The organism is Ruthenibacterium intestinale (genome assembly GCF_040096265.1).
GTDB classification, from domain to species: domain Bacteria; phylum Bacillota; class Clostridia; order Oscillospirales; family Ruminococcaceae; genus Ruthenibacterium; species Ruthenibacterium komagatae.
In genome coordinates this window covers 53,028-79,256 of the sequence record NZ_JBBMFA010000096.1, presented here as the reverse complement: position 1 = coordinate 79,256, position 26,229 = coordinate 53,028, and the positions used below count along the sequence as shown (strand labels likewise).

Sequence of the window (26,229 nt, the reverse complement as noted above, 5' to 3'; positions counted from 1 at the left end):
TCCACTTCCCTAACTGCAAACTGCGGCCGTCTCTGCCAGACGGCCGCAGCCCTTTTTTACAACTGAGTTTCGATTGCGTCCAGCACTTTCTGCACATCCGCCTTGAAGCGCAGCAACCGCTGTCCATCCAGCATGTAGCACACCACATGCGAGTAATCTTTTCCCGCAGTCAAGGCACGGCAGCGCTCTGCCAGTTTCTCGTATCCCGCCAGGGATTTTCTTGCCTGTTCCACATGCTCCGGCAGGCGTGTCTGCTCCGCCCGTTTTGTGTAAACAGTGGTGGCGCACTCCAGCTGGAATCCTTCTACGTAAGCGAGGAATCCATCCGCCATAAAACGCAAATATTCTGCAATCGGTTCGCTGAGAACCAAATTCTCAGGATTCACCAGTTCTTTCAGAGAACGAGCCATTTCAGTTGCCTCTTCTTTTTCAAGCAGCATCAACCGAATGTTTTCCTCGGTAGGTTCTACCCGTTTGGAAGCGCCCGGCTCCCACTGGTCCCTGCTGTGGAACACCGTCATGATGTTATAGGTCAGATCATATCGGTCAAAGAACTGACAGTTCCGGTTGAACACGTGTCCTCGGACGTGAATGGCCTTTTCAATAATCTTCCAGTTCCGTACCATCATTTCATGCAGCGCAGCTTTTGTATGCTCGTCTTTCACCGGACTGGGAACCTGCGCAAACGTATCCTGCAAAAGCGGCATCACAAGGCCTTCTTCAAACCATGCTTCATAAATTTCATCCATGCTGGTATTGACGTCATAACTCAGCATGGCGCCGGCGATCAAGTTCAGCATATTGAACGAGCAGAATACACTGGACTGCGTCATATTCTCCCAATCCGTACGCAGCATGATGACTTTGGCGCCTTTTGCCAGATACCGCTGCATTCTGCCCTGCATGTCTTCCGCCACACTGCACGGGAAAACGCCCAAGCCAAAGAATTGTCCCCATGTATCAAATTCAATCCACTGATCCAGCTCGCCGCAATTTCCTACCGCAGGATTGTCCGGAAATACCGGATAATAGTCATGCGGAACTTTTTTCATCGACATGGCAATATCGCTGGCAACACTGCGCGCAGCATCCACCATGGCATATTGATGCGCTTTTGTATAGGAAAAATCACGCACTACCAATTTTTTACCAAAAGCACTGGTCGCGTTGTGCATTGCTGCAAGCAAATTGCGGTACCAGTCATCCACATCGTAATTCCGGCAGCGTTCACAGGTGCACTGATTGGCAGCAAAGGAAACCATGCTCTCGCGGGTGCCCGGGCTGACAATGACACCAGCCACATCCGGGAACAGTTCGAAAAACTCTTTGTATTTCTCCTCAATGAATTCCCACCAGAACGGATTGGTGGCACAAAGCGCGCCGTTTTCTCCGCGCAGCTGCGGATATTTTGTAATCAGATCATAGGGAAAATAAATTTCTTTGATCTCAGCGTAGAAGGTCAAATTGTTCTCTGCACAGCGATCCAAAACAGAACGCAGATAGTACCGATAATTTTTCGTAATACTGTTTCGTACCGGATTGTATTTCAGCAATTCGTCTTTTGTAAAATACTTTTCGGGAAACACAACTTTATCGATTAATTCATTGCAGTGAAATGCAATTCCCGTCATTTTGTGACGTTTTGCGAATCGAATCGCACGGTCCACATGGAACATGTTCCACATATTGATTCCGTGAATTTCCAGAATTCTCTGCTCATAGCTCGGCTCACTCATTCGGTTTTTCCTCCTTTTGGCACGCATACCTGCGCCAGTACATTTTCTACATCCGCGGCAAAACGCCGTACGCGGTCACCATCCATCACATATTCCACATTGTTGGAATATCCTTTTCCTCGCACCACAAGGTCCAGGCGCTGTGCAAGTTGTTCATACGGTGCCAGTGTCTCTTGCGCGCGCTTCCTGTCCTCTTCTGAGCCGCTTTCTTCCGCGCGTTTTGTCAGCGCTGCGGTCAGAAGCTGCTGGCGGAAAATTTCCGTGTAAACCACATATACATCCAATACAAAATTCAAATATCTCTGAATGTCTGCATTCACACCCAGTTCTTCCGGGTGTACCAATTCTCGCAGACTTTTGGCCAACTCCACCGCTTCGTCCTTTTCACGCATCATAATTGCGATATTTTCATCTGTTGGCTGCACTTTCTGCGAAGCACCCTTGTCCCAGTGGTCCCGGGTGTGCTGCACCGTCATGATAAAATAGGTCAGAAAATATCGATCGAACATCTGTGCATTCCGGTTAAACACATGCCCGCGGACATAAATACTCTTTTCGAGAATTTTCCAGGACCGCTGCATCAGTTCCCGCAAAACCGGCAGCGCCTGCGGAGAAGTCGGTACACACGGCTGCTGCGGGCACGCATCGTATTCCAGCGGACTCAGCAGGCCGAATTTCAACCAGGCCTGATATGCTTCGTCCAAATTCATGTTTACATCCTGACTGAGCATTGCGCCTGCAATCAGGTTAAACAGATTGAAGGAATTAAATGTACTTCCCATCAACAGCCGCTCCCAATCGGTGCGCAACATCACGCCGCTTGCTCCCTTCGCAAGATAGCGCTGCATTCTTCCCTGCATATCCTCTGCCACGCTGCACGGAAGAATGCCGAGGCCAAAATACTGTCCCCATGTATCGTACTCAATCCACTGCGTCAGACCGCCGCAGTTGCCCACCGTGGGATTATCCGGAAAGGTCGGGTAATAGTCATGAGGCACTTTTTTCAGCGCCATGATAATCTTTTCCGAAACATCCCGCGCGGCATCCACCATGGCATACTGATGGTCCGCAGTATATGAAAAATCACGCACAATCAACTTTTTCCCTGCCGCATCCAGGGGACGGAACATCGCTCCAATCAGCTCGCGATACCAACGCTCCATATCATAGCCGCGGCATCGTTCACAGGTACATTTATTGGCAGCCAAAGACACCATACTCTCCCGGGTTCCCGCGCTGACAATCACACCGGACACCTTCGGAAAACGTTCGACAAACTCGCGGATCTTTTCTTCAAGGAACTCCCACCAGAAGGGGTCAGTCGGGCATACAGCGCCATTTTCATGGCGGAGATGCGGAAATTCTGACAGGATCTCATGAGGATAATAAATCTCTTTTACCTCGACGTAAAACTCCAGCCCCGCGTCGGTAATTTTGTCAATGATGTTATGCAGATAGTATTTATAATTTTTTGTATCTCCGTCCCGGTTGTTGTATGAGAGAAGCGAGACGTTGGGAGAAAAATATTTGTCCGGTTTAATCGCCCGGTCAATAATATCGTTGCAGTGAAAAATAATACCGGTCAAATCAAACTTTTTTGCAAATTCAATGGCCCTCTGCACATGATAACCATTCCACATGTTGGTCCCATGGATTTCCAAAAGCCGATCTTTGTAATCGGGGTTCTGTTTCATAACGTTATCTCCTCCTGCGGTTCCTGCAGAATCCGTTCTGCGTCTGCCGCCAGCAGTTTCATGCGCTGAACATTCAGCAACCAGTAAACGATTTGCGGATAATCGTCATCGCCCTCTGCCAGCATTCTTTCCGTGCGGGTACAAACGTCAAGCAAAGCTTTTATGGCCTGCTTTGCTGCAAACCGATTCGTCTCAGTCCTGTCTCTTTCAGCCAAAAGCGTTAAAAACACGACATCGCAGCTGTGTTTTCCAATTTCCACATATTGGCGATACAGAGCAAGCAGCTTGTCGATCTGACAGATGGTTGTTTCCGAAAATTCGCATTCTTCCGGAGCAAGAAGTCCACGCAACTCTTCAACCTGCTCCAATGCCTGTTGTTTTTCCCGACGAATTTCTAAAAGGTTCTCCTCTTTTGCCGGATCAAGCCTTTGGGAAGCCCCCGGCTCCCAATCATCCCGACCGTGGACCTTTACCATCATTTTGAAGGCTTTGTCCAAAGAATCCGGGAACATATTATCCTCACAGAACCAGTGATCCCTTACATACACTGTTTTGCGCATCACCTGCCAGCTGGCCTGCATAAATGTACGCATATGCTTCCACGCTGCCGGATTTTTAGGCGCTGATGGCTCCGGCAAGTAGGAGCCACTTTGCAGCGAATCAATCCAGCCGCGCATTCCCCACATCTGATAAACGGAATCCAAATCGGCATCTGCGTTTTGTGCCAGTCTTCCCGCCGCATACAAATTGAGCATATTGCAACTGTTGAAGGTGCTGTTTTCATACATACCTTCCCAGTCTGTGCGGAACCAAACGCCCCGTACGCCTTTGGTACGGCAAAAGCGCATTCTCTGCTGCAGATCCTCCGCAATGCTCACCGGAAAAAATCCCGCGCCAAAAAACTGTCCCCAAGTATCAAACTCCACATATTCTCTGTGCTTGGTCGTACCAATCTTTGGATTATTGGGAAATGGTGGATAATAATCATGGGGCGTATTTTTCAGGGCGACAATCACATCCGGCGCCGCCTTTTCCGCAGCCCGAAGCAGGGTACTCTGTGCTCCCTTGGTGAATGTGAAATCCCGCACAATCAAAGGGATCCCATGCTTTTTTAAGGGACGATACACTGCACTGAAAAGGTTGCAATACCACTGCTCGGCATCCATACTGCGGCATCTCTCACATCCACAGGGATTTTGTCGTGTCATGGACGTCCGGCTTTCATGAGTACCTGCACTGAGGATTACTCCGCTCAATTCCGGAACTCTTTGGCACAGTTCTTCCACGCACGCTTCAATGTATTCCGGCCAAAAAGGATGCGATGGACATACCACTGCATTTTCCGGGTTCATCAAAAAAGGGTACAATTCCGGTATTTCATCCGGGTAGAAAATTTCTTTAAAGTTCAGATAAAAACCGATTCCTCGCCGCTTGGCACGGCGCGCTACAAGGTTGATATAGTTCTGATTGTTTTCAATGTCAAAATAGCGCAAAGCCGAAAATTTTTCCCACATAGTTTTGACGGTAACATATTTTTCCGGCAGCACCAGTCGATTCATCATGTCGCTTTGGTGAAAAATGAGCGCGTTAAAGCCATTTTCCGCCATAAAAGAAATTGCACGATCTACCTGGGCCAACTGCCACATACGGCTGCTGTGGATTTCCAGGCCGACAAAGTCAAAATCTCTTTCCATCTCTTTTCCTCATGATTTTGGCGCATTTTAAAACAGGGCCGCCGAATTTTATCCGACAACAAAAATCCAGCAGCCCTGTTTTCAATTTACATTACTCAATTATCACGTGTTGCTCTATCACTCGAGCAGACGATCGCCCAGTTCCTCGTAGATCTCAGTGTAGCGAGCCACAGAGTCCGTCCAAGTCTTTCCAAACTCTTCATGATCCTGGAACTCCACGTTGAATCCGTAGTTTTCGATGGCCTCTTTCACTTCCGGCATATCCAGCGCAGCCTTGTAAGCGTCCTCATAGTATTTGATGACCTCATCCGACACACCCAGAGGAGCGGAATAGCCATGGAAGAAGCCGTTCTGCAGCCAATCATAACCCTGTTCTACAGAGGTAGGAACATCTTTGTAGATTTCACTGGTCAAACGCTCATCGTCCAGCACTGCGATGGCGCGCAGGTCACCGGATTTCACATATTCCTGACCGTCGGAAGGAGCCTGAACCGTCACTTCGGCATGTCCGCCCAGCAGAGCAGCGATGGAAGAAGCGCCGCCGTCATAGATAACTGCCGAAATATCTCCGCCATTCTTTAGTGCAAAGTATTCCAGTTCCCAGTGCGTCTGGCCGCCACGGTTGTTCGCTGCCATGACTACGTCACGAGACAGGATAGCATCTTTCAGATCGTCCAGATTCTGGATATCGCTGTCGGCACGAACATACACTACATACGGTGCATAGCCAATCTGGCACAGCGGCTGCAGCTCTTCATAATAGACATAAGGAGTCTCTGCATTCAGGCAGTTTACAACAACCGCGGAGTTGGTATTGCCAATGGTCAGGCCGTCCGGTTCCGCCTGAATCAGCTCAGAGAAGCCGATGGCACAGCCACCACCGGAAATGTTATTGACCACCATCGGAGTAGCGAAGCAATCTGCCGCATCGGTGGTAAACACACGAGCCAGCAGGTCGGAAGATCCACCCGGAGCATATGCAACAATCACGTTTACGTCATCGTCGGGAGTCCAGGATGCCTCCTGTGCTGTGGAAGACCCACCTGCGGTAGAGCCCGCCGAACCTGTGCTTGTCGTTTCGCTTGAGGAGCTCCCGGAGCACCCTGCAAGAGCCAGGGTCACGCACAACGACATGAGAACTGCCAATACCTTTTTCATTTTACGACCTCCTAAAAATTAAATGATTTCTTTTTAAGCAGAATGGTTTCTGCCTTAATTACTTCATTCAAGCCTGCTCATTCGGCGTTTCCGCCTTTTCCGGCGATGCTTTTTTCTTCGCAAAGAATTCTTTTATGCTCTTGCCAAACGAGACCACCATGACGATCAGTGCAATCGCCAGAATCACCGCCGCAATCGGTCGATCCAACAGCGCTGTCAGCAAGTGGCCTTTGTACAACGTCATTGTTCCGAGGAAGGAATCTTCCAGCGTACTGCTCAGGAACAGCCCCACTGCCAATGCAGCCATATTGTAACCGCAAGCGCTCAGGAAAAATCCGATCATACCCGTAACAACCATGATGCCCATGTCAAATACACTGTTGTTGATTGCATAACCGCCCGCAAAGGTAATAAAGGTAATCAGCGGCATCAAAATGGAAAAGTCCACTCGAAGCAGGCTCGCCCAAACACCAACCAGCGGAAGGTTGATAATGAGAAGCACAACATTTCCGATAAACATGCTTGCAATCAGCCCCCAGAACAAATCCGGATGTTCTGTAATAAACATGGGACCAGGGGTAATTCCATGCACCATAAAGGCACTCATCAGCAGCGCCATAGATGCATTGAAGGGAAGGCCCAGGCTGAGCAGCGGAACCATGCCCGCATACATCGCGGCATTATTTGCAGATTCAGGGGCGGATACACCCTGAAGAATACCGGTGCCAAACTCTTCCGGATGTTTGCTCAGCGAACGCTCCATGCCGTAAGCAAAAAACGTTGCCAATGTAGAACCAGCACCAGGCACCAAGCCTACCAGGAAGCCTATGATGGAGCAGCGTCCAATGGTTTTGTACACTTGCTTGAAATCGCTTTTTGTGGGGAACTGGTCTTTCATTTTAAACTCCATGACCTGTCCCTGCTCTTCTCTGGTACAGATCGCACCTACCAGTTCCGTAATGCCGTAAACGCCCATGATGAAGGTAACAAAGCTAATGCCTTTGTACAGGTCGATCACACCATACGTAAAACGCAGCGTTCCATACAAATCATCCAAACCGACGCACCCGAGCACAACGCCCAGACAAACAACGATCAACCCTTTCAACTGATTCTTGCCGGAAATCGTAGTCAGAAGAATCAACCCGAAAATCACAATTGCGAAAAATTCTACCTTACCGAAGCTCAGTGCTACTTTCGCCAGTGCGGATGCTGCAAATGTAAGACCAATCAGGCCAACCATACCACCGCAGAACGAACTGATGGCCGCAATGCTCAGGGCCTTTCCGCCTTTTCCCTTTTTGGCAAGGGGATGGCCGTCAAAACAAGTAACAATACTGGTCGCCTCTCCGGGGATATTCACAAGAATGGACGTAATAGCGCCGCCGTACTGAGAACCAAAATAAATGCCGGAGATCATAATCAGCGCACTCAAGGGATTCATTCCGTAAGTAACGGGAAGAAGAATCGCCACTGTTCCGGAAATTCCGAGGCCGGGCAGAACACCAATCAGAGAACCCAAAATGCAGCCAATGATTGCACAAAAAATATTGGTCACGGTGAGACAATCAAGGAATCCCTGTCCCAGCAAAGCCAAAGACTGAAGCATATTCGTTTTCCCCCTCTCTTAAAACCAGCTTGCCCCGGGCAGCGGTACATTCATGGCATATGTGAAAATTGCCCACACAATCACACTGAAAACACCTGAAATCAGAATCGGCTTTACCACGCCTTTGCGTCCGGTCAGTTTCAGCATGGCAAAAAGACAAATAAAGGTATCCACCGCAAATCCGATTTTTTTAACAAGGAATACATACGCAATGCAGATCAGCATGTACAGAAGCCATTTCAGCCAATTCACATCTTTCAATTTTTCCGGGACTTCATTTTTCTTAAACATCTCCAATACCAGATTGATCAGGGAAAAGATGATCAATCCTGCAGAGAAAACGGTCGGAGCAAAGCCGCCTTTCGGGCTGGAAAAGGTGCCGAATTCCAAATCTTTCAGAGACGTCACAAATGCCAAAATCCCCAGCAGCAGCAAAAATGCTGCAACGATTTTGTTAGTCCAGGGCAAAATCTTATTTTTCATTTTCCTCTCTCCTTTCAAGGGCTCAGCCAGCTTCTCCTTTGCGTTTTGTCTTAAAGTGTATCAATTTTCGCTTGGCACATTGCTCCAGCGTATTGGCCAGGATATAAAGATCATCAAAGGTTTCTTTCTCCACGGGAACGCAAAATAATTCTCTGCATTTGGCCGTATCCACAAAAAGAATGTATCGATCGTCGTACCAGTACTGCCCGCGGATTGCTTTATACGGAAGATGAAGCACCGGCTCTCTTTCGCGGTCGATCAAAAATTCTCTTGCCTGAAACGTCAATTTGACATGTGTATCCTGATGCCGCGCCATCACTTCCAGAAGCTTGGGCTTCAAGTACAGGGTATACATCAACAGCACCAGGAACAAAATCAGGATCAGAATGCTGAAAATCAAAAGTGGAGTTACCATTTCCCCGCTGTCCACTACAAGCGCCAAAAGACAGGTCATGCCCGCGGCAAACAATACACTCAAAGCAATTCTGGGAACGTTCAGGATTCGCGCCAGCAGCGTTTTCATCACTTCGGTATCTTCCTGCGTCGTCTTAACATAAAATTGAAGCTGACTTTTCCCTTTTTCCACAATCGCCTACTCCTTGTATCTCATTTCACTGTTTTTCCGGAGTCGATCATAATGACTGCTCCATTCACAAAATCAGCCGCACTGGACGCTAAATAAACAGCAGCGCCCACATAATCATCCACTTTTCCCAACCGTCCATATGGATGATTACGAATAACGGCTTCCTTCTTTTCAGGGTTTTGGGCATAGTAGTCTTTCGTGAAATTTGTTTCAGTAGCCGTTGGTGCAATACCGTTGACTTGAACATTGCAGGGGGCCCATTCGATTGCCAACCCTTTCACCAGCGCTGAAAGGCCCGCTTTACTGGCGCTGTAGGCTGTGAAATTCGCACCGAACCGATAAGCGCCAGTGGAAAGCACCTCAATGACCTTGCCCGATTTCTGCCGGCACATCTGTGCGCCTGCTGCTCTTAAAAGCATCGCTGCACCATTTAAATTCACATTGATGACCGTTTCCCATTCCTGACGGCTCATCTCAAGGAACGGCTTTCGATTGGTTACTGCAATACTGTTCAGCAGGATATCCAGCCGCCCATGGCGGGAGATGATTGTCTGAATCATTCTTTCAAGGAAATCTTCATCCAAAAGATCTCCCCAAAAAGTTTCCACCTCAAATTCGCATGCTTCCATCTCCTGCTTTTGCGCGGCAAGTCTTTCCTGACTGGCGTCAAACAGAACAATGTGCGCGCCATAAGAAGCCATTGCTTTTGCACAGGCCGCCCCAATATCACCGCCACCGCCTGCAATCAGAGCAACTTTTCCATCCAAGCAAAACATATTTTTCAATGCATCTGCCGTCATCTTGTTCGCTCCTGTTCTTTTTAAACTTTTACGTTTTCCGGTTTTCCTGTCAGCCAAGCCTCCAAGTTATGGAAAACAATCTCTGCACGTCGATTCATCGATTCTTCGGAAGCAAACGCGATATGCGGCGTAAGAAGCGTATTGGGCGTGTGCATCAGCGGATGATCGGACGCCAAAGGCGGCTCATTCTCAAACACATCAATCGCAGCACCTGCCAACCGTCCGCTGTTCAACGCATCTGCCAGTGCCTGTGTATCCACGACACCGCCGCGCGCAACGTTGATTAGAATCGCACCAGCTTTTGCCAAGGCAAGCTGCTCTTTTCCAATCAGTCCCCGTGTACTGTCATTCATGGGACAATGCAGAGAAATAATATCACTGCGCTGCATCAGTTCCTTTAAGCTGACACTTTCCACATAATCAGGCGTTTGTTTAGGCCGCGGCATATAGGCCAAAATTTTGCATCCAAAGCCGTGGAACAGCTGCGCAGTATAACTGCCGATTGCGCCGAAGCCCACAATTCCAACCGTTTTGGTACCAAGTTCGCACCCAAGAACCGGATCCGCTGCTTTCCCGTCACGGCAGCGCGCCTCATTTTCACGCACACGGCGCAAAAGTGCAATCGCATTTCCAACTGCCAGTTCCGCGACTGTACTGGTAGAATAACCTGCCGCATTACAAACGGTAATTCCATGCTCTCTTGCATAATCCGTATCCACATGATCAATTCCGGTAAATCCAACATCGATCATTTTAAGATTTTTGCAATGAGAGAGGACATCGCGCTTCAAAGGCATATTGGCGAGAACAATAACGTCCGCATCCTGTGCATGCTGAATCTGCTGTTCTGCAGCTGCTCGTTCATACGCCTCAAACGTATGTCCTGCCTTCAAGAGCGGCTGTACCAACGCATCCAGCTTTTCTTGGGAGACCCGCAGAGACTCCAGCAACACGATTTTCATGAAACTCTCCTCCTTTTAAACCCGACCAATCTCATCGTAATCTGTTTGTGCCAGATGCTTGCAGAGGTTTTCACGTACGGTCGCAACACGTTCTCCATCCAGCACTACATAAACCATGTAATAATATTCTGTGGTCTCGAAGAGCTCGTTCAATTTGCGGGACATCTCCGTTAACCCGTTCAGTGCATTTTCCAGCAGCGGTTTTGCCCACAGTTCATCTTCTCTCTTCCGCTTTTCTTTCGGAAGCATAAAATAACGCGTCAGGAAAATTCCGTATGTAATGTAGCGGTAGGCCTCCACGTACAGTTGATCACACGAAATGGTATACCGAACAAACCGCTTGCCTTCGCTGTTCAGTCCGTCGCCTAAATCATCGGCACTTTTTACTGCTTGGCGGATCAGTTCCAAGGCCTGATCTTTTTCTCGCAAAATACTTTTCAGGTTCTCTACATTTTCCACGTCCAACGCGGTTGCTTTGCTTGGCAGCCAGTCTTTCAGGCTGTTTTTCTCTTCCGCCAGCCACATACCATGTTCGATGCTGGCCGGGAATTCAGAGGAATCCGTAAATACACAATCGTGCACATAAGCAGTTCGTCTCAAAATCTCGAATGTGTTTCCATATACATTCATTACCTGCTGAATGGCCTGCCGCCGTTCAGGGATCGAAATGTTATCCGCATAAAATTTTCTGTAGCACAGCCAGCGGTCATACGCTTCCTCTGCAGGGGCGTTCAAATCGCGGTTGGTCTGCGCCACCAAAAACAGATTCAGCAAATTAGGCGTTTCAAAAACAGCATGTCCGTCGATGCCTTCCCAGTCAGTCCGTACAAGGAGACCTGAAACCCCATTTTCTTTGGCAAAGCGGAAACGATAACGAATATCCTCTGCCATAATGGAAACGCCGATGCCCTGCCCATAGTACTGTCCCATGGTGTCGTACTCTATCCACTGCTGGCGTCCCGGCATTTTTCCAATACGAGGATTGTGAGGGAAGGTCGGGTAGTAATCATGCGGCGTGTTTTTCAAAGAGAAAATAATATCTTTCGGGAGCTGATCCATTGCCTCGGAAATATCCTTGTGCGCTGTTGAATCAAAGACAAAATCACGAATGATCAGCTTTTTCCCTGCTGCATGAATCGGCTCATACATTGCCATAATCACATCTTTGTGCCAGTCGGAAGCTTTTTTCTTCTGGCAGAGTTCACAATTGCAGCGATTGCTTGCAAAAGAAGTTTTGCTTTCTCCCGTTGCCGTAGAAGTAATGATTCCCGCGATATCGGGGAAAGTGGCAAACAGCTCCCGGTATTTGAAATTCACATATTCCAGCAAAAACGGTTCGCTGGGGCATACCGCTCCGTTTTTCCGCAGGAACGGATACAGCTCATCCATGCAATCCAAATAGTTGATTTCTTTGTTTTCAATGTAAATTTCCAGGTTGCGCTTTTTGGCCTCATGCAGGACTCTGCGGAAATAAAGGCCTTTTTTGTACGGATTGTCACGCCGGGTCGGATCGTACTTGTACATTGTGCGATATACCTGATCGTACGCTTCCGTCAGGTTGGAATACAGTTCTTTCTCTTTGGGGCCGCCTATGTACTTGGTCGGATACAAAAGCTGATCCACAAAATCATTGCGGTGAAAAGCAAGTCCGGTCATCCCGTTCTTGTGGGCAAATTCCATCGCCCTCATCACTTTTTCAAAATCCCAGGCATAATTGCTATGGATTTCAATCAAACTTGTTTCAAATAACATTTGGTTCCTCCACATTAAAAGATTCTCGGGTTGATTCCCGTTTAATGATGCTTCCTGGATACATCGTGAGCTGAGAGGCCTCTCTCCCATTCAAAACATCCAAAAGAGTTTTAACCGCTGTACTGGAAATTTGCTCAATCTGCGCATCTACACTTGTAAGTGTGGGTGTTGTATATTGTCCCCATTCCACATTGTTATATCCTATAATTTGGACCTGTTCCGGAACAGATATTTTTCTCTTTTCCATATACTTCAGCGCTTTCATCGCGATGGTATCACCGGATGCCATAATCGCCCCGATTGGCTTTGCGTTGGGATCTTGGAACATTCTGTCCAAAGCTCCTTCAACATCGCCGCCACACATCTGAATCGAATCAGCCCAAACAGGGATATTGTTTTCCAGCATTGCTTTCAAAAAGCCTTGAATCTTTAATTTGTTGCTGTACGTATCTCTTGAATATAAGTAAATGATTCTGCCTCGTTCCTGCGAACGAATCAATCCTTTTGCCGCACGATATGTCGCGTCCAAATCATCACACAATATGTTATAAATATTTGGGCCTTCCACATGACCATTGACGCATATAACAGGAATTTTTTTTGCACATTCAACGATATACCGATTGTGTTCCGAATCAGCTTCTGTATACGAGGAACTTAATAAGACAACTCCATCCACCTTTTGCCCCAGCATCATTTTCAAACGGAGCTTTTTCTCTTCAAAAGAATACCCTGTACATGACAAAAGTGAGAAATAGTGATTTGCTTTCAATATCTTCTCTACAAAAAAGACTGTACGCGTTACATACGTATTAGCTACATCCGGATACAAAATCCCAATCGTTTTTGTTTTGTTTTTGATTAGTCCCTGTGCATATGCGTTGGGCACATAATCCATTTCCCGCATCACTTGCAAAACCTTTTCCCGTGTTTTCTGCGAAACACGTGGACTATTGTTCAAAACGCGTGAAACCGTGGCCGTTGAAACGCCAGATTTTTGTGAAACATCATAAATACTGAAATTGCTCATTCTTATCACCAGCGCCTCAAATTTCTAAAAATCCATTAAAGCCCAGCAATATGAAATCGAATACATTTTATTTTTTTAATAATACAACCAAAATCCATTAACTATTTACTATATTTTTATTATACATAGACATTTTCAAAAAATCAATGTAATCGGTTACAATTTTTCGATCTTTTTTTCGTGCATCTTTTACGATTCTCTGTCCTGCCTCTGCTTTAAAAATTTATCGTAAAATCGTATTTTTTATTTTAATTTGATATTTTTGTTCCATTATGGATGCTATTGCAGTATTTTTACTTTGCGCATTATTCATCATTTTTTTGCCTCATTTTTGAGTAACCGCTTACATCATCTCTTTAAGCATCATCGTAAATGTGCCATTTTAGCGCAAAACAAAAGCTTTCTTCCCTTGCAAATGCTTTTACAGCAAGGAAAGAAAGCCTAAAAAGTTGCATCAGAAGCTAAATAAATAACAAATCATAAAACTATATATTTACGCAATTTTATGGCTCTTTTTATCCAGGCGCATCTTGTCCGAAATCATGGCGATGAATTCGGAGTTGGTGGGCTTGCCCCGCAGATTGTGGATCGTATATCCAAAATAGCTGTTCAATGTATCCACATCGCCTCGATCCCAAGCGACTTCAATCGCATGGCGAATAGCTCGTTCCACTCTGCTGGCGGTCGTATTGTTGCGTTTGGCAATTTCCGGATAAAGCCGCTTTGTTACACTGTTGATATAGTCGTGGTCTTCGACCGTCATCAAAATCGCGTCCCGCAGAAACTGATATCCTTTGATGTGCGCGGGCACACCGATTTGATGAAGAATTTCGGTGACGGTGCACTCGTCATCCACACCATGCTCCACCACCAGATCTCTTCCAACCATTGAACGAATGCGCTGCGCCATTCTCTGCGGGTCAAAGGGCTTCAAAAAATAGAACGAAAACCCCTGTTCTACCATCTCACTTTCCAGAGTATCGTCCGTAAAACTTCCGGCTACAAAAAATTTTGCATGCCCCATCGCTTTCTCATCGTAACACTGTTTTACGCTTAATGCATCCAAACCCGGCATGAAGGCATCCAACAATACAACATCCGGATTCTGCGCCTCAATCGCACTCAGCACCTTTTGCCCGTCCCGTTCGCACAGCGTTACATGAAACCCCTGTCCCGCCAGCGCCTGACGGCACTGTTCCGTAGCCGGTGCCCCAAAATCCGTCATAACCAATTTTACCTGTTCCATTGTCTGTCTCCTCCATATGGCTTTTTCTTAAACCCACGTCCTTTTTTGTGTAGGTTCGGTTTGTTTTGACATCCAAATATTACCATATATTTCCAATTAATGCAATGGTTTCCAGATAAAATTTCCATTTTTTGTAAATTCAAATTTTATGCAGCCTGCTGATTGCGCAATGCATTGTCTGCGGTTTCCAACATATTTTCAGCAAAAATCCCATATCCGCGGGTGGGATCATTGACGAACACATGCGTTACCGCCCCAATCAGTTTCCCGTCCTGAAGGATCGGACTGCCGCTCATTCCCTGTACAATACCGCCTGTCCGGTTCAAAAGCGTCTGATCGGTCACATGAAGAATCATGTTCCGATTAGGGTCATCTGATGACAACGCCACCTTTTCAATTTGTACCGAAAAATGCTGTGGTGTTTGGCCATCCAGAGTGGCAATAATCTCCGCAGGGCCTGTCTTGATTTCCTGTGCCAGCGCAAGTTCCGTGTCTGTTCCCTTCAAGTAAGCCGTAGCCTTGCCATAAACGCCTGTCTCCCCATTGACGGTAATGGTTCCTGTTGGAATCGCGGACGAAAAGCTGCCTTTCAACTCCCCGGGGCTCCCTGCACTTCCTTTGGTGACCCCGGTAATGGAAACAGGAACAATCTCGCCTTTCAAAAGCGAAATGGTCGTTCCTGTATCCACATCGTGAATAGAATGTCCCAACCCGGCAAAAACACCCGTTTCATTATCTACAAAAGTAAGGGTTCCAATTCCCGCCGACGAATCCCTCACCCACATTCCGGTGCGCCAAGTGCCGGACGAAGAATCTTTTACCGCCGTCAACATCACGCTGTGTTCTTTTCCGTCACGATTAAAAACCACTTCCGCCGGAGTACCCGCCAGATCCTGAATTGCATTGGCCACATCCTCATTGGTTCGCGTGAGATGCCCTGCTACCGACACAATCACATCGCCCATTTGAAGTCCTGCTGTTTTGGCCGGATTTTTATAACCGGTTGGGGTATAAATATCACTGAATCCAACCACCATTGCTCCATTGGCGAACATTTTTATTCCGAAGGGAGTGCCGCACACCTGAACCACACGCCGGTCCACCACCTGTGCACGAACCGTTTTTACCGGGATAATTCCACCAATGGTCAAATCGGTATTGTAGGAAGCGCCCACTGTCGTACTTGCCACTTCATTGACTCCGGAAGGAACACCGGCACGCACAAACGGCATTCCGGCAATTTGGATGCTTCCGTCGCGATTCACCAAAAACGTATCCGGAAGCAGCGTACTGATGTACAGCGCAAACACAAACAAACCCACCACGCAGCCGGACGCAATAAAGCAGCTCCATTTGATGAATTTTTCCAAAGCATTCACCCCTGCGATTGTATTTCACATCAATGTGCTTTGGTTAGTATGTGCCACTGCGCGGTCAAATAAACGGAAAGTCTCCGGCTTTTTAAGCCGGAGACTTGTTTTTCATGCGTGGTATGTCCTTACATACCGCTGTATTTCGGAAAGTCCCGTAAATGTTTGTGTCGTCTCCCCTTGAGTTACCAACAAAGTGGGGACCTGATAAATTTGATTTTCTTTCACAAAGGCGAGATTTTCTTCAGCAGAAATCGTATCGTACTCCACGCCGCTGCGATCCAGAAGTGCTTTCGCCATCGTACAATTGAGACACTTTTGGCCTGTGACCAAGGTGGGGCGCGCTGTTTGCACAATTTTTTCGTTCACGTCTGCCGACGTACTCACTCCATGCGGCACGCTTGCATGATCCATGCGATAGACTTTTCGGTCCTTGAATTCCTGCGCCTTGCCTTCATTCCAGTTCTGCACCGGACGATAATATCCGGTAATGCGGCTGTATACTTCCGTGGCCGCACCGCAAACCGGGCAGGTATACTGCTCACCCGACAGATAGCCATGTTCCCTGCAGATGGAATAGGTAGGAGACAACGTGTAATAAGGCAGCCGGTAGTGTTCTGCAATTTTTCGCACAAGACTCGCAGCTGCGCGCCAATCCGGCAGTTTCTCGCCTAAAAACGCATGGAAAACCGTGCCTGAAGTGTACAGTGTCTGAAGCGGGTCCTGAATTTCCAGTGCGGAAAAGATATCGTCGGTATACCCCACGGGCAGATGGGTTGAGTTGGTATAATAAGGCGTGCCCTGCTGGTTGGCCGTGATGATGTCACCGAACTGCGCAACATCGTGCTTTGCCAGGCGATAAGAAGTGCTCTCTGCCGGAGTTGCCTCCAAATTATACAAATCCCCATATTGTTCCTGATAGTCGGAAAGTCTCTCGCGCATGTGAAGAAGGACCGCTTTGGCAAAAGCCTGTGTCTCCGGATGAGTCAGATCTTTACGGAGCCACTTGGCATTTAGCCCCGCCTCATTCATCCCCACCAGCCCGATGGTGGAAAAATGATTTTCAAAAGTACCCAAATACCGTTTGGTATAGGGGTACAATCCCTCGTTCAAAAACTTGGTGATGGTTGTGCGTTTGATTTTTAAGGACCGAGCCGCAATATCCATCATGTGGTCCAGTTTTTTGTAAAAATCCGATTCGTCTTTTGCCAGATAAGCGATTCGCGGCAGGTTGATGGTAACGACCCCCACACTGCCAGTAGATTCGCCCGAACCGAAAAAGCCACCTGATTTTTTCCGCAGTTCCCGCAGATCCAGGCGAAGGCGGCAGCACATACTGCGCACATCGCTGGGCTGCATATCGCTGTTGATATAATTTGAAAAATAAGGTGTGCCGTACTTGGCGGTCATTTCAAACAAAAGCCGATTGTTCTCCGTGTCTGACCAGTCAAAATCCCGTGTGATGGAATAGGTGGGAATGGGGTACTGAAAGCCTCTTCCGTTGGCATCGCCTTCCAGCATAACTTCCAAAAAAGCCTTATTCACCATATCCATTTCTTTTTGGCAATCCTTGTAACAGAACTTTTGCTCCTCTCCGCCTACAATGGCCGGAAGTTCTGCCAGGTCGGACGGTACCGTCCAATCCAGTGTAATGTTGGAAAAAGGCGCCTGAGTCCCCCACCGGCTGGGCGTATTGACTCCGTAGATGAAGGATTCCACACACTTCTTGGTCTGTTCGTAAGACAGGCCGTCAACCTTCACAAAGGGCGCCAGGTACGTGTCAAAAGAAGAAAACGCCTGTGCGCCGGCCCACTCATTTTGCATAATGCCCAAAAAATTGACCATCTGATTGCACAGAGTCGCCAAATGTCGGGCTGGAGAGGAGGTGATCTTGCCGGGAATGCCGCCCAGACCTTCCTGAATCAGCTGCTTCAGAGACCAGCCCGCGCAATACCCCGTCAGCATGGAAAGATCATGCAGATGCAGATCGGCATTGCGGTGCGCCTGTGCGATCTCGTCATCGTACACCTCGCTAAGCCAGTAATTGGCCGTGATGGCACCGCTGTTGCTCAGAATCAGGCCGCCCACCGAATAAGTGACGGTCGAATTCTCTTTTACACGCCAGTCATTCACTTTCAAGTAGTCGTCCACCAGCTTCTTGTAATCCAGAATGGTCGACTTGGCCGCGCGCAGTTTTTCTCTCTGACGGCGGTACAAGATATACGCCTTGGCCACATCGGCATATCCAGCGTCACTGAGAACTTTTTCCACGCTGTCCTGAATATCCTCCACAAAAATGAAGCCATCGCGGATTTTCGGCTCAAAATCCGCTGTGACCCGCAGTGCCAGAAGTTTGATGACTCCCGGGTGCGCATTGCGATGTTGCGCTTCGAAGGCCTTTTCCATGGCTGCACATATCTTTTGAATGTCAAACGCGGCTGCCTCGCCGCTTCTTTTGCGAACCTGATACATAAAGACAGCTTCCTTTCCGGATATTTCGGACTCGGCCGAATATCTTCAGTATAGCACTGTCTTTCTAATTTATCAATATATATTGATAAAGTTAATTTTATAACGCAATATATTGTGTTGTCATCCTCGTGCTTGCGCGTTTGGGATCCATTGCCGCAGCGTCTGCAGCAAATGTGCCAGTCCCTCTTGGTCAAAGGGGGTCAGGCTTTGGTCCGGCACCTGTTGTGAGCAGACAAAGTTCTGCAAAAAGTACCGATTCGCCCCCCGCAGCCAGCGTCCGATCTCGTCCATGCTCATCTCATCGTGCAGCTCGCGTGCCACCGTGGTTCGGAACTCATATTCCACTTCACCGGACAAAAGGAACGCTGCACTCCTCTGAACCTGCTGAAAAGGTGCTCGGTCCCAGCCGATGGTTTCAGCATATCGATCCGGACTGTTTTTGATATCCATCGCCACACAATCCACTAAGCCACTGTGCACAACCCGCTCCAAGCGATCCGGAAAGCTTCCGTTTGTGTCCAGCTTGATGCGATACCCCAGTTCCCGGATGCGCATCAGCAGATTTTCCGTCTCCTGCCAGAGCAGAGGTTCTCCGCCCGTCAGACACACGCTGTCCAAAACACCCACCCGGCTTTTTAGAAAGGCGAAGAACTCCTCCTGACGCAGTGGCGGGGCCGCTGTGTGCAGCGGGATCAATTCACTGTTGTGGCAAAACGGACACCGGAAATTGCAGCCCTGCACAAATACCGTACAGGCCACATGCCCGGGATCATCCAGCAATGTCAATTTCTGCAAACCAATCAGTTCCATTGTTCCACATCCTTTGTTTCACTATACGACGCGCAGAAGGCGCTGTCAACGACGCAACAAATGACGAACGCGGCGCGCCATCTCCATGATTACCGGTCCCGCCAGCACCGCCGCAAACACGATGAGAAGATCTTTTCCCAACACCGGCGCTGTGCCGAAGAATCCCTGAAACAGCGGCAGATAAACGCTTATTGCTGTACAGAGCAGCGAAAGGCTTGCCGCCCCCAGTAAAGCAGGGTTGCCGCCGAAGTGCAGGCCCTCGCCCCGGCACTCAAAAATGTGCAACATCTGAGAAAACACAATGGTCATAAAACAGGCGCTTCGCGCCAGAGTAATATCTCCTCCGCGATACAAAACGGCCCAGTACGCCCCGCAGGAGGCCAGCCCCAGCATGGTGCCGCGAACGAGAATGGTGCGCGCCAGGCCGTGCGCAAACAAGCCTTCTTCTTTCGGGCGCGGCGGGCGGTCCATAATATCTTTAGCCGGCGGTTCCATGCCCAGTGCAATGGCCGGAAGCCCATCTGTAAACAGATTTACAAGCAGGATCTGAATGGGCAGCAACATGACAGGCAACCGCAGAAGCATTCCAAACAGCATCCCCAAAACTTCTCCCAAATTGGAAGTCAGCAAAAAGCGAATGAAGCGCCGAATGTTTTGGTAAATGACCCGGCCCTCCTCCACTGCTGCCACAATGGTCGCAAAATTATCGTCCAAAATAATCACGCTGGAGGCTTCCTTTGTTACATCGGTTCCGGTAGCCCCCATGGCCACCCCGATATCCGCTTCTTTCACTGCAGGCGCATCGTTTACACCGTCTCCGGTCATGGCCGTGATCTGCCCCACCGTTTTGTATGCCCGCACAATGCGCAGTTTATGCGCCGGTGACACACGGGCGTATACGGCCGTGCGCATGCACACCCGACTCAACTGCTCATCGGACATGGCATCCAGTTCCGCTCCCGTCAGGACGCCGTCTCCCGGCCCGGCGATCCCGGTCTGTCGCGCAATTGCCAATGCTGTATCCCGATAATCCCCGGTAATCATAACCGGCTTGATCCCTGCGCTTCGGCACTTTCTTACAGCCTGCTTCACCTCGGGACGAGGAGGGTCCTGCATCCCCGCCAATCCAAGAAAACACAGTTCCCTCTCGCCCTTCTCCGGCGTACGGCTGACGGCAAAGCCTAAAACCCGCAGCGCGCTTTTTGCCATAAGTGCCATGGCGTTTTCAACTTCTCTGCGTTCTCTCTGCCCAAGTTTCCGAACTCCCTGTGCTGTGAGGATCGTCGTGCATTTTTCCAAAAGAACGTCCGGTGCGCCTTTACAACAAAGAGTCTCCCCCGCCCGATCCCGCACTGTCACGCTCATGCATTTTCGTTTGGAATCAAAGGGCGCCTCGGAAACGATCGTGCGGGTGCGCATCAGCTTTGCACGCGTTACACCCGCTTTGGCTGCCGCTACCAGAACAGCCGTCTCGGTGGGATCCCCCTCCACGCGGTACTCTTTTCCCTGCAGCTCAATGTGCGCACTGGAACACAAGACACCCGTCTCCAGCAACGTCTCAATCGCAGACAGGTCCACTGCGCGTCCGCCTTCAGTAATGGAACCTTTTGCGCTGTACCCGGTTCCTGAAACATCGCAGTTGTGCCCGGGAGTCCAGATGCGCTGTACCGTCATTCGATTTTGCGTGACGGTTCCGGTTTTGTCCGTGCAAATCACGCCCGCACATCCCAAAGATTCTACTGCATGCAGTTTTCGAATCACCGCCCCCCGGCGCAAAATGCGGCCTACACTCAACGCCAGTGTAATGGTAACGATGGCCGGCAAGCCTTCCGGAATGGCCGCCACAGCCAGTGAAACTCCGGTGAGCAGCATCTCCAAAAAGCCGTTGCCCTGCAGGAACCCCAGAAAAGCTACAGCCAGGCAGATCAGTACACAGGCCGTGGCCACAAATCCGCCCAATTGCTTCAGTTTTCGCTGCAGCGGCGTTGGATCTTCGGCTGCTTCCTGCATCAATCCCGCAATTTTCCCCATTTCCGTTGCCATGCCGGTGGATGTTACCTGCACCTCACCCCGGCCTTCGGTCACAATGCACCCCATGAACAATTTGTCGCCGTCTTTTTTCTCCACCGGCAGACTCTCTCCGGTCAGCATCGACTCATTACAGGACAAACGTGTCCCACTTTTCAAAACGCCGTCCGCTGCAATCTTATCGCCGGCTTCCAGAAGCAGGAGATCTCCCGGCACCACTGTGCGGGCGCTGATCGTTTTCTCCATTCCGCCGCGGCGCACACGAGCTGTGGGAGCACTGAGCTCCTTGAGCGCTTCCAGCGTTTTTTCTGTTCGATACTCCTGAAAAAAGCCCATCAGCGCATTCATCAATACAATGATAATAATCGTGACGGCTTCGCTTCCCTGCCCCATCAGCAGCGAAATCAGCGTCGCCGCCGCTAAAATCAGGATCATTACATCTTTAAACTGTGAGAAAAACATGGAAGCGATTCCCGGCCCCTGCCTTCCGGTCAGACGATTCTCCCCCACCTGCCCCAGACGAACGGCTGCCTCTGCATCCGTCAAACCTCGCTCTGTCTGCCGCATACCTTACTTCTCCCCTTTTTTGGCAGACCTGCCTGCCTCTTTTTCTTCTATAAAAGGTATGTGACGGAGCCAGGGGCTATTCCTGTTTTCCCTTTACCAAAACTTTAAGGATTTTTTTCGAAAAAGATGAAGACAAGCGACCGGGTATTTCGTATTATAGGTACAAGCAAATAAACACAACGATAGGGCGCCTTATCGCGGTGTTTCAGCATAAATGAAAACGACAGCTGAACGGGCTGTCCGGAAAGGAGCTTGTCTTCTATGACATTTCTTGTTTTTACCCGTATTGTTATGATTTGCAGCATTCTTCTGGGAATTTATGCTCTGTACTTTGGCGCAATCGCACTGGTGGGCCTGTTCCGGCGCACAAAAGCAATTCCGGCGGCCGCCCCTCAAAAAAAGTTTGCCTGTGTCATTGCCGCGCGCAATGAAGCACTTGTAATTGGAAATCTGGTGGACAGCCTGTATGCGCAGAACTACCCTGCGGACCTGTTTGAAGTAATCGTAGCTCCCAACAACTGCACAGACGAAACCGAGGCCATTGCCCGGCAGCACGGAGCGCGCATTTTCCTTGCGCAGGGAACCATCCGCAGCAAGGGAGAAGTTTTGACCCAGATTGTTGATGACGTTCTTCTTCGCGAAAACTTCGATGCCATGTGCGTATTTGATGCGGATAATCTGGTAGATCAGAATTTCCTGCAGCGTATGAATGACGCGCTTTGCAACGGCGCACAGGCAGCTCAGGGATTCCGCGATTCCAAAAACCCCGAACAAAGCGCTATTTCGGGATGCTATTCCATCTGCTACTGGATGCTGAACCGCTTTTATAACGGTTCCCGCGCCACACTGGGGCTTTCCTCTCTGGTCAACGGAAGCGGATTTGCCGTCACCACCGACTTGCTGCGAAAACTGGGCGGATGGCACACCTGCACCATGACTGAAGACTATGAGTTCAGCGCGCAATGCGCCATTGCCGGCGGTCGTGTGGATTTTGTTCCCGATGCTGTGATTTACGACGAACAACCGCTGACATTCGTACAGAGCTGGCGTCAGCGCCGCCGCTGGACCACCGGCAGCCTGCAGGGGCTTCAAACCTACGGCAGCACGCTGTTCCGGGAAATGATTTTGCGCCGCAGCATCGTTTGCCTGGATATGTATTTGACGTTTTTGACCCCCTTCGTCCAGCTGGCCGGAGCAGTGCTGGGTCTGGTGGGCACCATCCTTTTGCTGATGGGCAAAGGCTTTGTGATCGGAAGCATCTTCTTCAACGGTGTTGTTGCCGCTTTGATCCTCACCCTGGGTGGCATGCTGCTGAGCTGCCTTGGCACGGCCGCCGCCGCCACCGTTACCGTTCTACTCAAAAAAGAAAACCTGCACGGAATGGGCTGGGGCATCGCCGCTTTCTGGATGTTCGCGCTGAGCCATATGGTTTTGACACTTTTGAGTTTCGTCAAGCAGGAAAATGTCTGGCGCCCCATTGCGCACACCAGCGTAAAAACAATGGACGATATCGCAAAAAGTCATTGATTCAAAAAGAGAGCCGACAAAGTCGGCTCTCTTTTTTTAAAACAGCCGGAGCAACCCGCTCCGGCTGTTTTTTCAGCCACGGCTGAACCGCGCCAGAAATTCTTTTGTTTTTTCATTGCGCGGGTTTTCAAAAATGTCTTTCGGAGTACCCTCTTCGCAGATCACACCGTCCGCCATATACACCACATGGCTGGAAACATCCCGGGCAAATGCCATTTCATGGGTAACCACAATCATCGTCAGCCCTTCCCGTGCCAGCTGCCGCATGACATTCAGCACTTCTCCCACCATCTGCGGATCCAGTGCGCTGGTCGGTTCGTCAAACAGAAGTACCTCCGGCTGCATGGCCAGTGCACGCGCAATGGCCACACGCTGTTTCTGTCCGCCGGAAAGCTGGTGCGGCTTGGCATGGATGTACTGCTCCATGCCCACTTTTTCCAAAAAGGACACCGCCGTCTGCCGCGCCTCTTCCCTGGACTTTTTTAACACCTTTACCGTTCCAGCCATGCAGTTTTCCAAAACCGTCATATTGCTGAAAAGGTTAAAGCTCTGAAAGACCATTCCCACTTTGGAACGGTATTCACACGGATTGCTGCCGCGGGCCGTAATGGGGCGGCCATGAAACAAAATTTCACCGCTTGAGGGCCGTTCCAAAAGGTTGATGCAACGCAGCAAAGTGGATTTTCCGGAACCGGATGCGCCGATCACACAGGTGACATCCCCTTCGTTGACATTGAAATCCACGTCTTTCAGCACCTGATGCGTACCGAAATTTTTCGACACGTGCTTCACTTCAATGATCGGTTGACTCATTTGGAATGTCCTCCTTTACGGGAACGGCGACCGCCCGATCGCTTGCCTGCCAGCACGTCGCTGACTTCGGCCTGTTGTTCCTGAATGCGATAATCGCTGTTGGGTTCTTTCGGGTTCTTTTTATACCGGTGCATGCCTTCGCCCGGTACCAGCGGATCGGCCACAGCCAGATCAAAGTTCTCCGGGCCATCCATCATTTTCTCCAGCGCACGAAGCAGAACCGAAGCCGTCAGCGTCATGGTAAGATATCCGAGCATCTCAATGACGGCCGACGGAAAGTACAGATACGTTGCTCCCGTCACACCGCGATGAACCGCGAAAAACTCTGTGAAGGAAATAATGAACATGACCGAGGTATCTTTGATGTTGATAATGAAGTTATTGCCGATCTGCGGCATGATGTTGCGCAGAGCCTGCGGCAGGATCACGCTGGTCATCGTCTGGAAATGGTTCATACCGATGGCTTTGGCGCCTTCGGTCTGGCCGGGGTTCACCGAGATGATTCCGCCGCGGACAGACTCTGCCATGTAAGCGCCGGTATTGATCGAAACGACCAAAATGGACGCTGCCCATACACTGTTGAACTGCATGGCTCCATCGGTCAGATACGGAAGGCCGTAATAGCAAAACACCGCTTGCAAAATCATTGGCGTACCGCGGAAAACTTCCACATAAATGCGAACCACTGCGCGAATCAGCTTCAAGAAGAAGCGTTTGAGCAGAGGGTCTTCCTGCTCACAGGGAATCGTATTCAAAATACCGCAGCAAAGTCCGATCAGGCAGCCGATGGCCGTTGCCACCAATGCCAGAAGCAGCGTATCGAGCATTCCTCTGAGATAGGAGCCGCCGTAAGTGCTCCACAGCTTTACAATATCATTGCCCAGCTGAACCATTCTTTCCATACTTGTTCCTTCCCCTCAGGATCAGCCTTCGGAAATGGGCTGAACCGAAATGGCCTGTGCCATCAGATCATTGAAGTCATCTGCCGTCATGCCAGCCAGCACACCGTCAATGGCTTTCTTCAGTTCTGTGTTTCCTTTGCGCATGGAGATACCGATGTTGATATCGCCCTCATCCACGACAAAGTTGTCGTCGCTGTCGTTAAAGTCCAGCAGGACCATGTCGGGATAAGCCTGCAGCGCACCCTGAGCGGTGGGCATATCGGTGCAAACAAAGTCCACCGTGCCGGTTTCCAGCGCCATCAGCATGGCCGGAGCAGATTCCGCAGCGGTTTTGATTTCCGCGCCTTCAATCTGCGGCAGGCAGGTATCGTACCAAATGGTTGCAATCTGCGCCGTTCCGGTGGCACCAGCCAGGTCCGCCAATCCCTGAGCCTGCGCATAAGGACTATCCGCTTTGGTCAGGCAAACAATCGTCGCATAGAAGTACGGGCCTGCGAAATCAACCTGCTCGCTGCGCTCCGGTGTCATGGACTGACCGGCAATGACCGCATCCACTGTGCTGGACTGAACAGCCGGAACCAGAGAATCCCAGTCAGAGCGGACGATCTCCAATTCCACGCCCAATTCTTCCGCAATCTTTTTTGCCATAATAACATCGTAGCCGTTCGCATAATCACTGGCGCCTTTGATGGGAACCGCACCGTTGGAATCATCCGGCTGCGTCCAGTTATACGGCGCATAAGCACACTCCATTGCAACGGTCAGCACACCATCCTCGAGGCCGCTCGTACCCGCGGCAGAAGCGGAAGTGCTCTGCTCCGGCTGGGAAGCAGCCGCGGAACTGGACGAAGAAGAACTGCCGCACGCAGTCAGGCCGACGGTCATAGCAGCCGCCAGCAAACCGGCCACAATGGTTCTCATATTACGATTCATAAAAATCCCTCTCCTCTTTGATCATTTGAAATACACTTTTTCTCTTTATCCCAGCGC

At 49.6% G+C, this 26,229-nt stretch carries 20 protein-coding genes; 1 reads left to right on the top strand and 19 read right to left on the bottom strand.

Features of this window, described 5'->3' with window-relative positions:
• Window positions 1-56: 56 nt before the first annotated feature.
• The 16 genes from WMO24_RS10420 to WMO24_RS10345 all read right to left on the bottom strand — a co-directional run bounded on the left by WMO24_RS10420 (window position 57) and on the right by WMO24_RS10345 (window position 21,997).
• Window positions 57-1,736 carry a hypothetical protein gene (locus WMO24_RS10420; protein WP_349216379.1) on the bottom strand — a complete coding sequence of 560 codons (1,680 nt, stop codon included), beginning with the start codon at window positions 1,734-1,736 and terminating at the stop codon, window positions 57-59.
• Complete coding sequence (locus WMO24_RS10415) at window positions 1,733-3,430, bottom strand: hypothetical protein (protein WP_349216378.1); 1,698 nt, start codon at window positions 3,428-3,430, stop codon at window positions 1,733-1,735. The genes WMO24_RS10420 and WMO24_RS10415 overlap by 4 nt, the downstream gene beginning before the upstream one ends.
• Window positions 3,427-5,124: a hypothetical protein gene (locus WMO24_RS10410; protein ID WP_349216377.1), complete on the bottom strand. Its 1,698-nt coding sequence runs from the start codon at window positions 5,122-5,124 to the stop codon at window positions 3,427-3,429. The genes WMO24_RS10415 and WMO24_RS10410 overlap by 4 nt, the downstream gene beginning before the upstream one ends.
• A 117-nt stretch (window positions 5,125-5,241) precedes the next feature.
• Window positions 5,242-6,282 carry a Bug family tripartite tricarboxylate transporter substrate binding protein gene (locus tag WMO24_RS10405; RefSeq protein ID WP_349216376.1) on the bottom strand — a complete coding sequence of 347 codons (1,041 nt, stop codon included), beginning with the start codon at window positions 6,280-6,282 and terminating at the stop codon, window positions 5,242-5,244.
• 67 nt (window positions 6,283-6,349) lie between these two features.
• Window positions 6,350-7,891, bottom strand: coding sequence for a tripartite tricarboxylate transporter permease (locus tag WMO24_RS10400; RefSeq protein ID WP_349216375.1), 1,542 nt, complete (start codon window positions 7,889-7,891; stop codon window positions 6,350-6,352).
• Window positions 7,892-7,909: 18 nt separating this feature from the next.
• The gene (locus tag WMO24_RS10395) at window positions 7,910-8,374 is read right to left on the bottom strand and encodes a tripartite tricarboxylate transporter TctB family protein (RefSeq protein WP_349216374.1); all 465 of its coding nucleotides are present in this window, start codon (window positions 8,372-8,374) and stop codon (window positions 7,910-7,912) included.
• Window positions 8,375-8,396: 22 nt separating this feature from the next.
• A complete protein-coding gene (locus WMO24_RS10390; protein ID WP_349216373.1) occupies window positions 8,397-8,960 on the bottom strand; it encodes a hypothetical protein in 564 nt (187 codons plus the stop codon).
• A 20-nt stretch (window positions 8,961-8,980) separates the two neighbouring features.
• Window positions 8,981-9,760: an SDR family NAD(P)-dependent oxidoreductase gene (locus WMO24_RS10385; RefSeq protein WP_349216372.1), complete on the bottom strand. Its 780-nt coding sequence runs from the start codon at window positions 9,758-9,760 to the stop codon at window positions 8,981-8,983.
• Between the two features lie 20 nt (window positions 9,761-9,780).
• Window positions 9,781-10,722 carry an NAD(P)-dependent oxidoreductase gene (locus tag WMO24_RS10380; protein ID WP_349216371.1) on the bottom strand — a complete coding sequence of 314 codons (942 nt, stop codon included), beginning with the start codon at window positions 10,720-10,722 and terminating at the stop codon, window positions 9,781-9,783.
• A 15-nt stretch (window positions 10,723-10,737) separates the two neighbouring features.
• Window positions 10,738-12,474 (bottom strand): hypothetical protein, encoded by a 1,737-nt coding sequence (locus tag WMO24_RS10375; protein WP_349216370.1) that lies wholly within the window; start codon window positions 12,472-12,474, stop codon window positions 10,738-10,740.
• On the bottom strand, window positions 12,464-13,504 hold the full coding sequence (locus tag WMO24_RS10370; protein ID WP_349216369.1) for a LacI family DNA-binding transcriptional regulator: 1,041 nt from the start codon (window positions 13,502-13,504) through the stop codon (window positions 12,464-12,466). The genes WMO24_RS10375 and WMO24_RS10370 overlap by 11 nt, the downstream gene beginning before the upstream one ends.
• A 493-nt stretch (window positions 13,505-13,997) precedes the next feature.
• Complete coding sequence (spo0A, locus tag WMO24_RS10365) at window positions 13,998-14,750, bottom strand: sporulation transcription factor Spo0A (RefSeq protein WP_349216368.1); 753 nt, start codon at window positions 14,748-14,750, stop codon at window positions 13,998-14,000.
• A gap of 146 nt (window positions 14,751-14,896) precedes the next feature.
• Window positions 14,897-16,120 (bottom strand): SpoIVB peptidase, encoded by a 1,224-nt coding sequence (spoIVB, locus tag WMO24_RS10360; RefSeq protein WP_349216367.1) that lies wholly within the window; start codon window positions 16,118-16,120, stop codon window positions 14,897-14,899.
• A gap of 111 nt (window positions 16,121-16,231) precedes the next feature.
• The gene (locus WMO24_RS10355) at window positions 16,232-18,592 is read right to left on the bottom strand and encodes a ribonucleoside triphosphate reductase (protein ID WP_349216366.1); all 2,361 of its coding nucleotides are present in this window, start codon (window positions 18,590-18,592) and stop codon (window positions 16,232-16,234) included.
• A gap of 120 nt (window positions 18,593-18,712) precedes the next feature.
• On the bottom strand, window positions 18,713-19,402 hold the full coding sequence (locus WMO24_RS10350) for an anaerobic ribonucleoside-triphosphate reductase activating protein (RefSeq protein WP_349216365.1): 690 nt from the start codon (window positions 19,400-19,402) through the stop codon (window positions 18,713-18,715).
• 45 nt (window positions 19,403-19,447) lie between these two features.
• Window positions 19,448-21,997, bottom strand: a complete 2,550-nt coding sequence (locus tag WMO24_RS10345; RefSeq protein ID WP_349216364.1) for a cation-translocating P-type ATPase — start codon at window positions 21,995-21,997, stop codon at window positions 19,448-19,450.
• Window positions 21,998-22,258: 261 nt separating this feature from the next.
• On the opposite strand from WMO24_RS10345, the gene WMO24_RS10340 reads away from it, so the two are divergent.
• A complete protein-coding gene (locus tag WMO24_RS10340; protein ID WP_349216363.1) occupies window positions 22,259-23,524 on the top strand; it encodes a glycosyltransferase family 2 protein in 1,266 nt (421 codons plus the stop codon).
• 72 nt (window positions 23,525-23,596) lie between these two features.
• Here the strand turns inward: WMO24_RS10340 and WMO24_RS10335 are convergent, their stop codons facing one another.
• The 3 genes from WMO24_RS10335 to WMO24_RS10325 are packed head-to-tail and all read right to left on the bottom strand — an operon-like array spanning window position 23,597 to window position 26,172.
• Window positions 23,597-24,337: an amino acid ABC transporter ATP-binding protein gene (locus WMO24_RS10335; protein ID WP_349216362.1), complete on the bottom strand. Its 741-nt coding sequence runs from the start codon at window positions 24,335-24,337 to the stop codon at window positions 23,597-23,599.
• Entirely contained in the window at window positions 24,334-25,239 is a 906-nt protein-coding gene (locus tag WMO24_RS10330) for an amino acid ABC transporter permease (protein ID WP_349216361.1), read from the bottom strand. Before WMO24_RS10330 ends, WMO24_RS10335 begins: the two co-directional genes overlap by 4 nt.
• A gap of 21 nt (window positions 25,240-25,260) precedes the next feature.
• Window positions 25,261-26,172 (bottom strand): transporter substrate-binding domain-containing protein, encoded by a 912-nt coding sequence (locus WMO24_RS10325; RefSeq protein ID WP_349216360.1) that lies wholly within the window; start codon window positions 26,170-26,172, stop codon window positions 25,261-25,263.
• Between the last annotated feature and the right edge of the window lie 57 nt (window positions 26,173-26,229).

What these genes read in the sequence shown, in the direction of transcription:
- WMO24_RS10420 (WP_349216379.1), bottom strand. Translation starts at nt 1,736, where the DNA reads ATGAGTGAGCCGAGCTATGAGCAGAGAATTCTGGAAATTCACGGAATC.
- WMO24_RS10415 (WP_349216378.1), bottom strand. Translation starts at nt 3,430, where the DNA reads ATGAAACAGAACCCCGATTACAAAGATCGGCTTTTGGAAATCCATGGG.
- WMO24_RS10410 (WP_349216377.1), bottom strand. Translation starts at nt 5,124, where the DNA reads ATGGAAAGAGATTTTGACTTTGTCGGCCTGGAAATCCACAGCAGCCGT.
- WMO24_RS10405 (WP_349216376.1), bottom strand. Translation starts at nt 6,282, where the DNA reads ATGAAAAAGGTATTGGCAGTTCTCATGTCGTTGTGCGTGACCCTGGCT.
- WMO24_RS10400 (WP_349216375.1), bottom strand. Translation starts at nt 7,891, where the DNA reads ATGCTTCAGTCTTTGGCTTTGCTGGGACAGGGATTCCTTGATTGTCTC.
- WMO24_RS10395 (WP_349216374.1), bottom strand. Translation starts at nt 8,374, where the DNA reads ATGAAAAATAAGATTTTGCCCTGGACTAACAAAATCGTTGCAGCATTT.
- WMO24_RS10385 (WP_349216372.1), bottom strand. Translation starts at nt 9,760, where the DNA reads ATGACGGCAGATGCATTGAAAAATATGTTTTGCTTGGATGGAAAAGTT.
- WMO24_RS10380 (WP_349216371.1), bottom strand. Translation starts at nt 10,722, where the DNA reads ATGAAAATCGTGTTGCTGGAGTCTCTGCGGGTCTCCCAAGAAAAGCTG.
- WMO24_RS10375 (WP_349216370.1), bottom strand. Translation starts at nt 12,474, where the DNA reads ATGTTATTTGAAACAAGTTTGATTGAAATCCATAGCAATTATGCCTGG.
- WMO24_RS10370 (WP_349216369.1), bottom strand. Translation starts at nt 13,504, where the DNA reads ATGAGCAATTTCAGTATTTATGATGTTTCACAAAAATCTGGCGTTTCA.
- spo0A (WP_349216368.1), bottom strand. Translation starts at nt 14,750, where the DNA reads ATGGAACAGGTAAAATTGGTTATGACGGATTTTGGGGCACCGGCTACG.
- WMO24_RS10355 (WP_349216366.1), bottom strand. Translation starts at nt 18,592, where the DNA reads ATGTATCAGGTTCGCAAAAGAAGCGGCGAGGCAGCCGCGTTTGACATT.
- WMO24_RS10350 (WP_349216365.1), bottom strand. Translation starts at nt 19,402, where the DNA reads ATGGAACTGATTGGTTTGCAGAAATTGACATTGCTGGATGATCCCGGG.
- WMO24_RS10345 (WP_349216364.1), bottom strand. Translation starts at nt 21,997, where the DNA reads ATGCGGCAGACAGAGCGAGGTTTGACGGATGCAGAGGCAGCCGTTCGT.
- WMO24_RS10340 (WP_349216363.1), top strand. Translation starts at nt 22,259, where the DNA reads ATGACATTTCTTGTTTTTACCCGTATTGTTATGATTTGCAGCATTCTT.
- WMO24_RS10335 (WP_349216362.1), bottom strand. Translation starts at nt 24,337, where the DNA reads ATGAGTCAACCGATCATTGAAGTGAAGCACGTGTCGAAAAATTTCGGT.
- WMO24_RS10330 (WP_349216361.1), bottom strand. Translation starts at nt 25,239, where the DNA reads ATGGAAAGAATGGTTCAGCTGGGCAATGATATTGTAAAGCTGTGGAGC.
- WMO24_RS10325 (WP_349216360.1), bottom strand. Translation starts at nt 26,172, where the DNA reads ATGAATCGTAATATGAGAACCATTGTGGCCGGTTTGCTGGCGGCTGCT.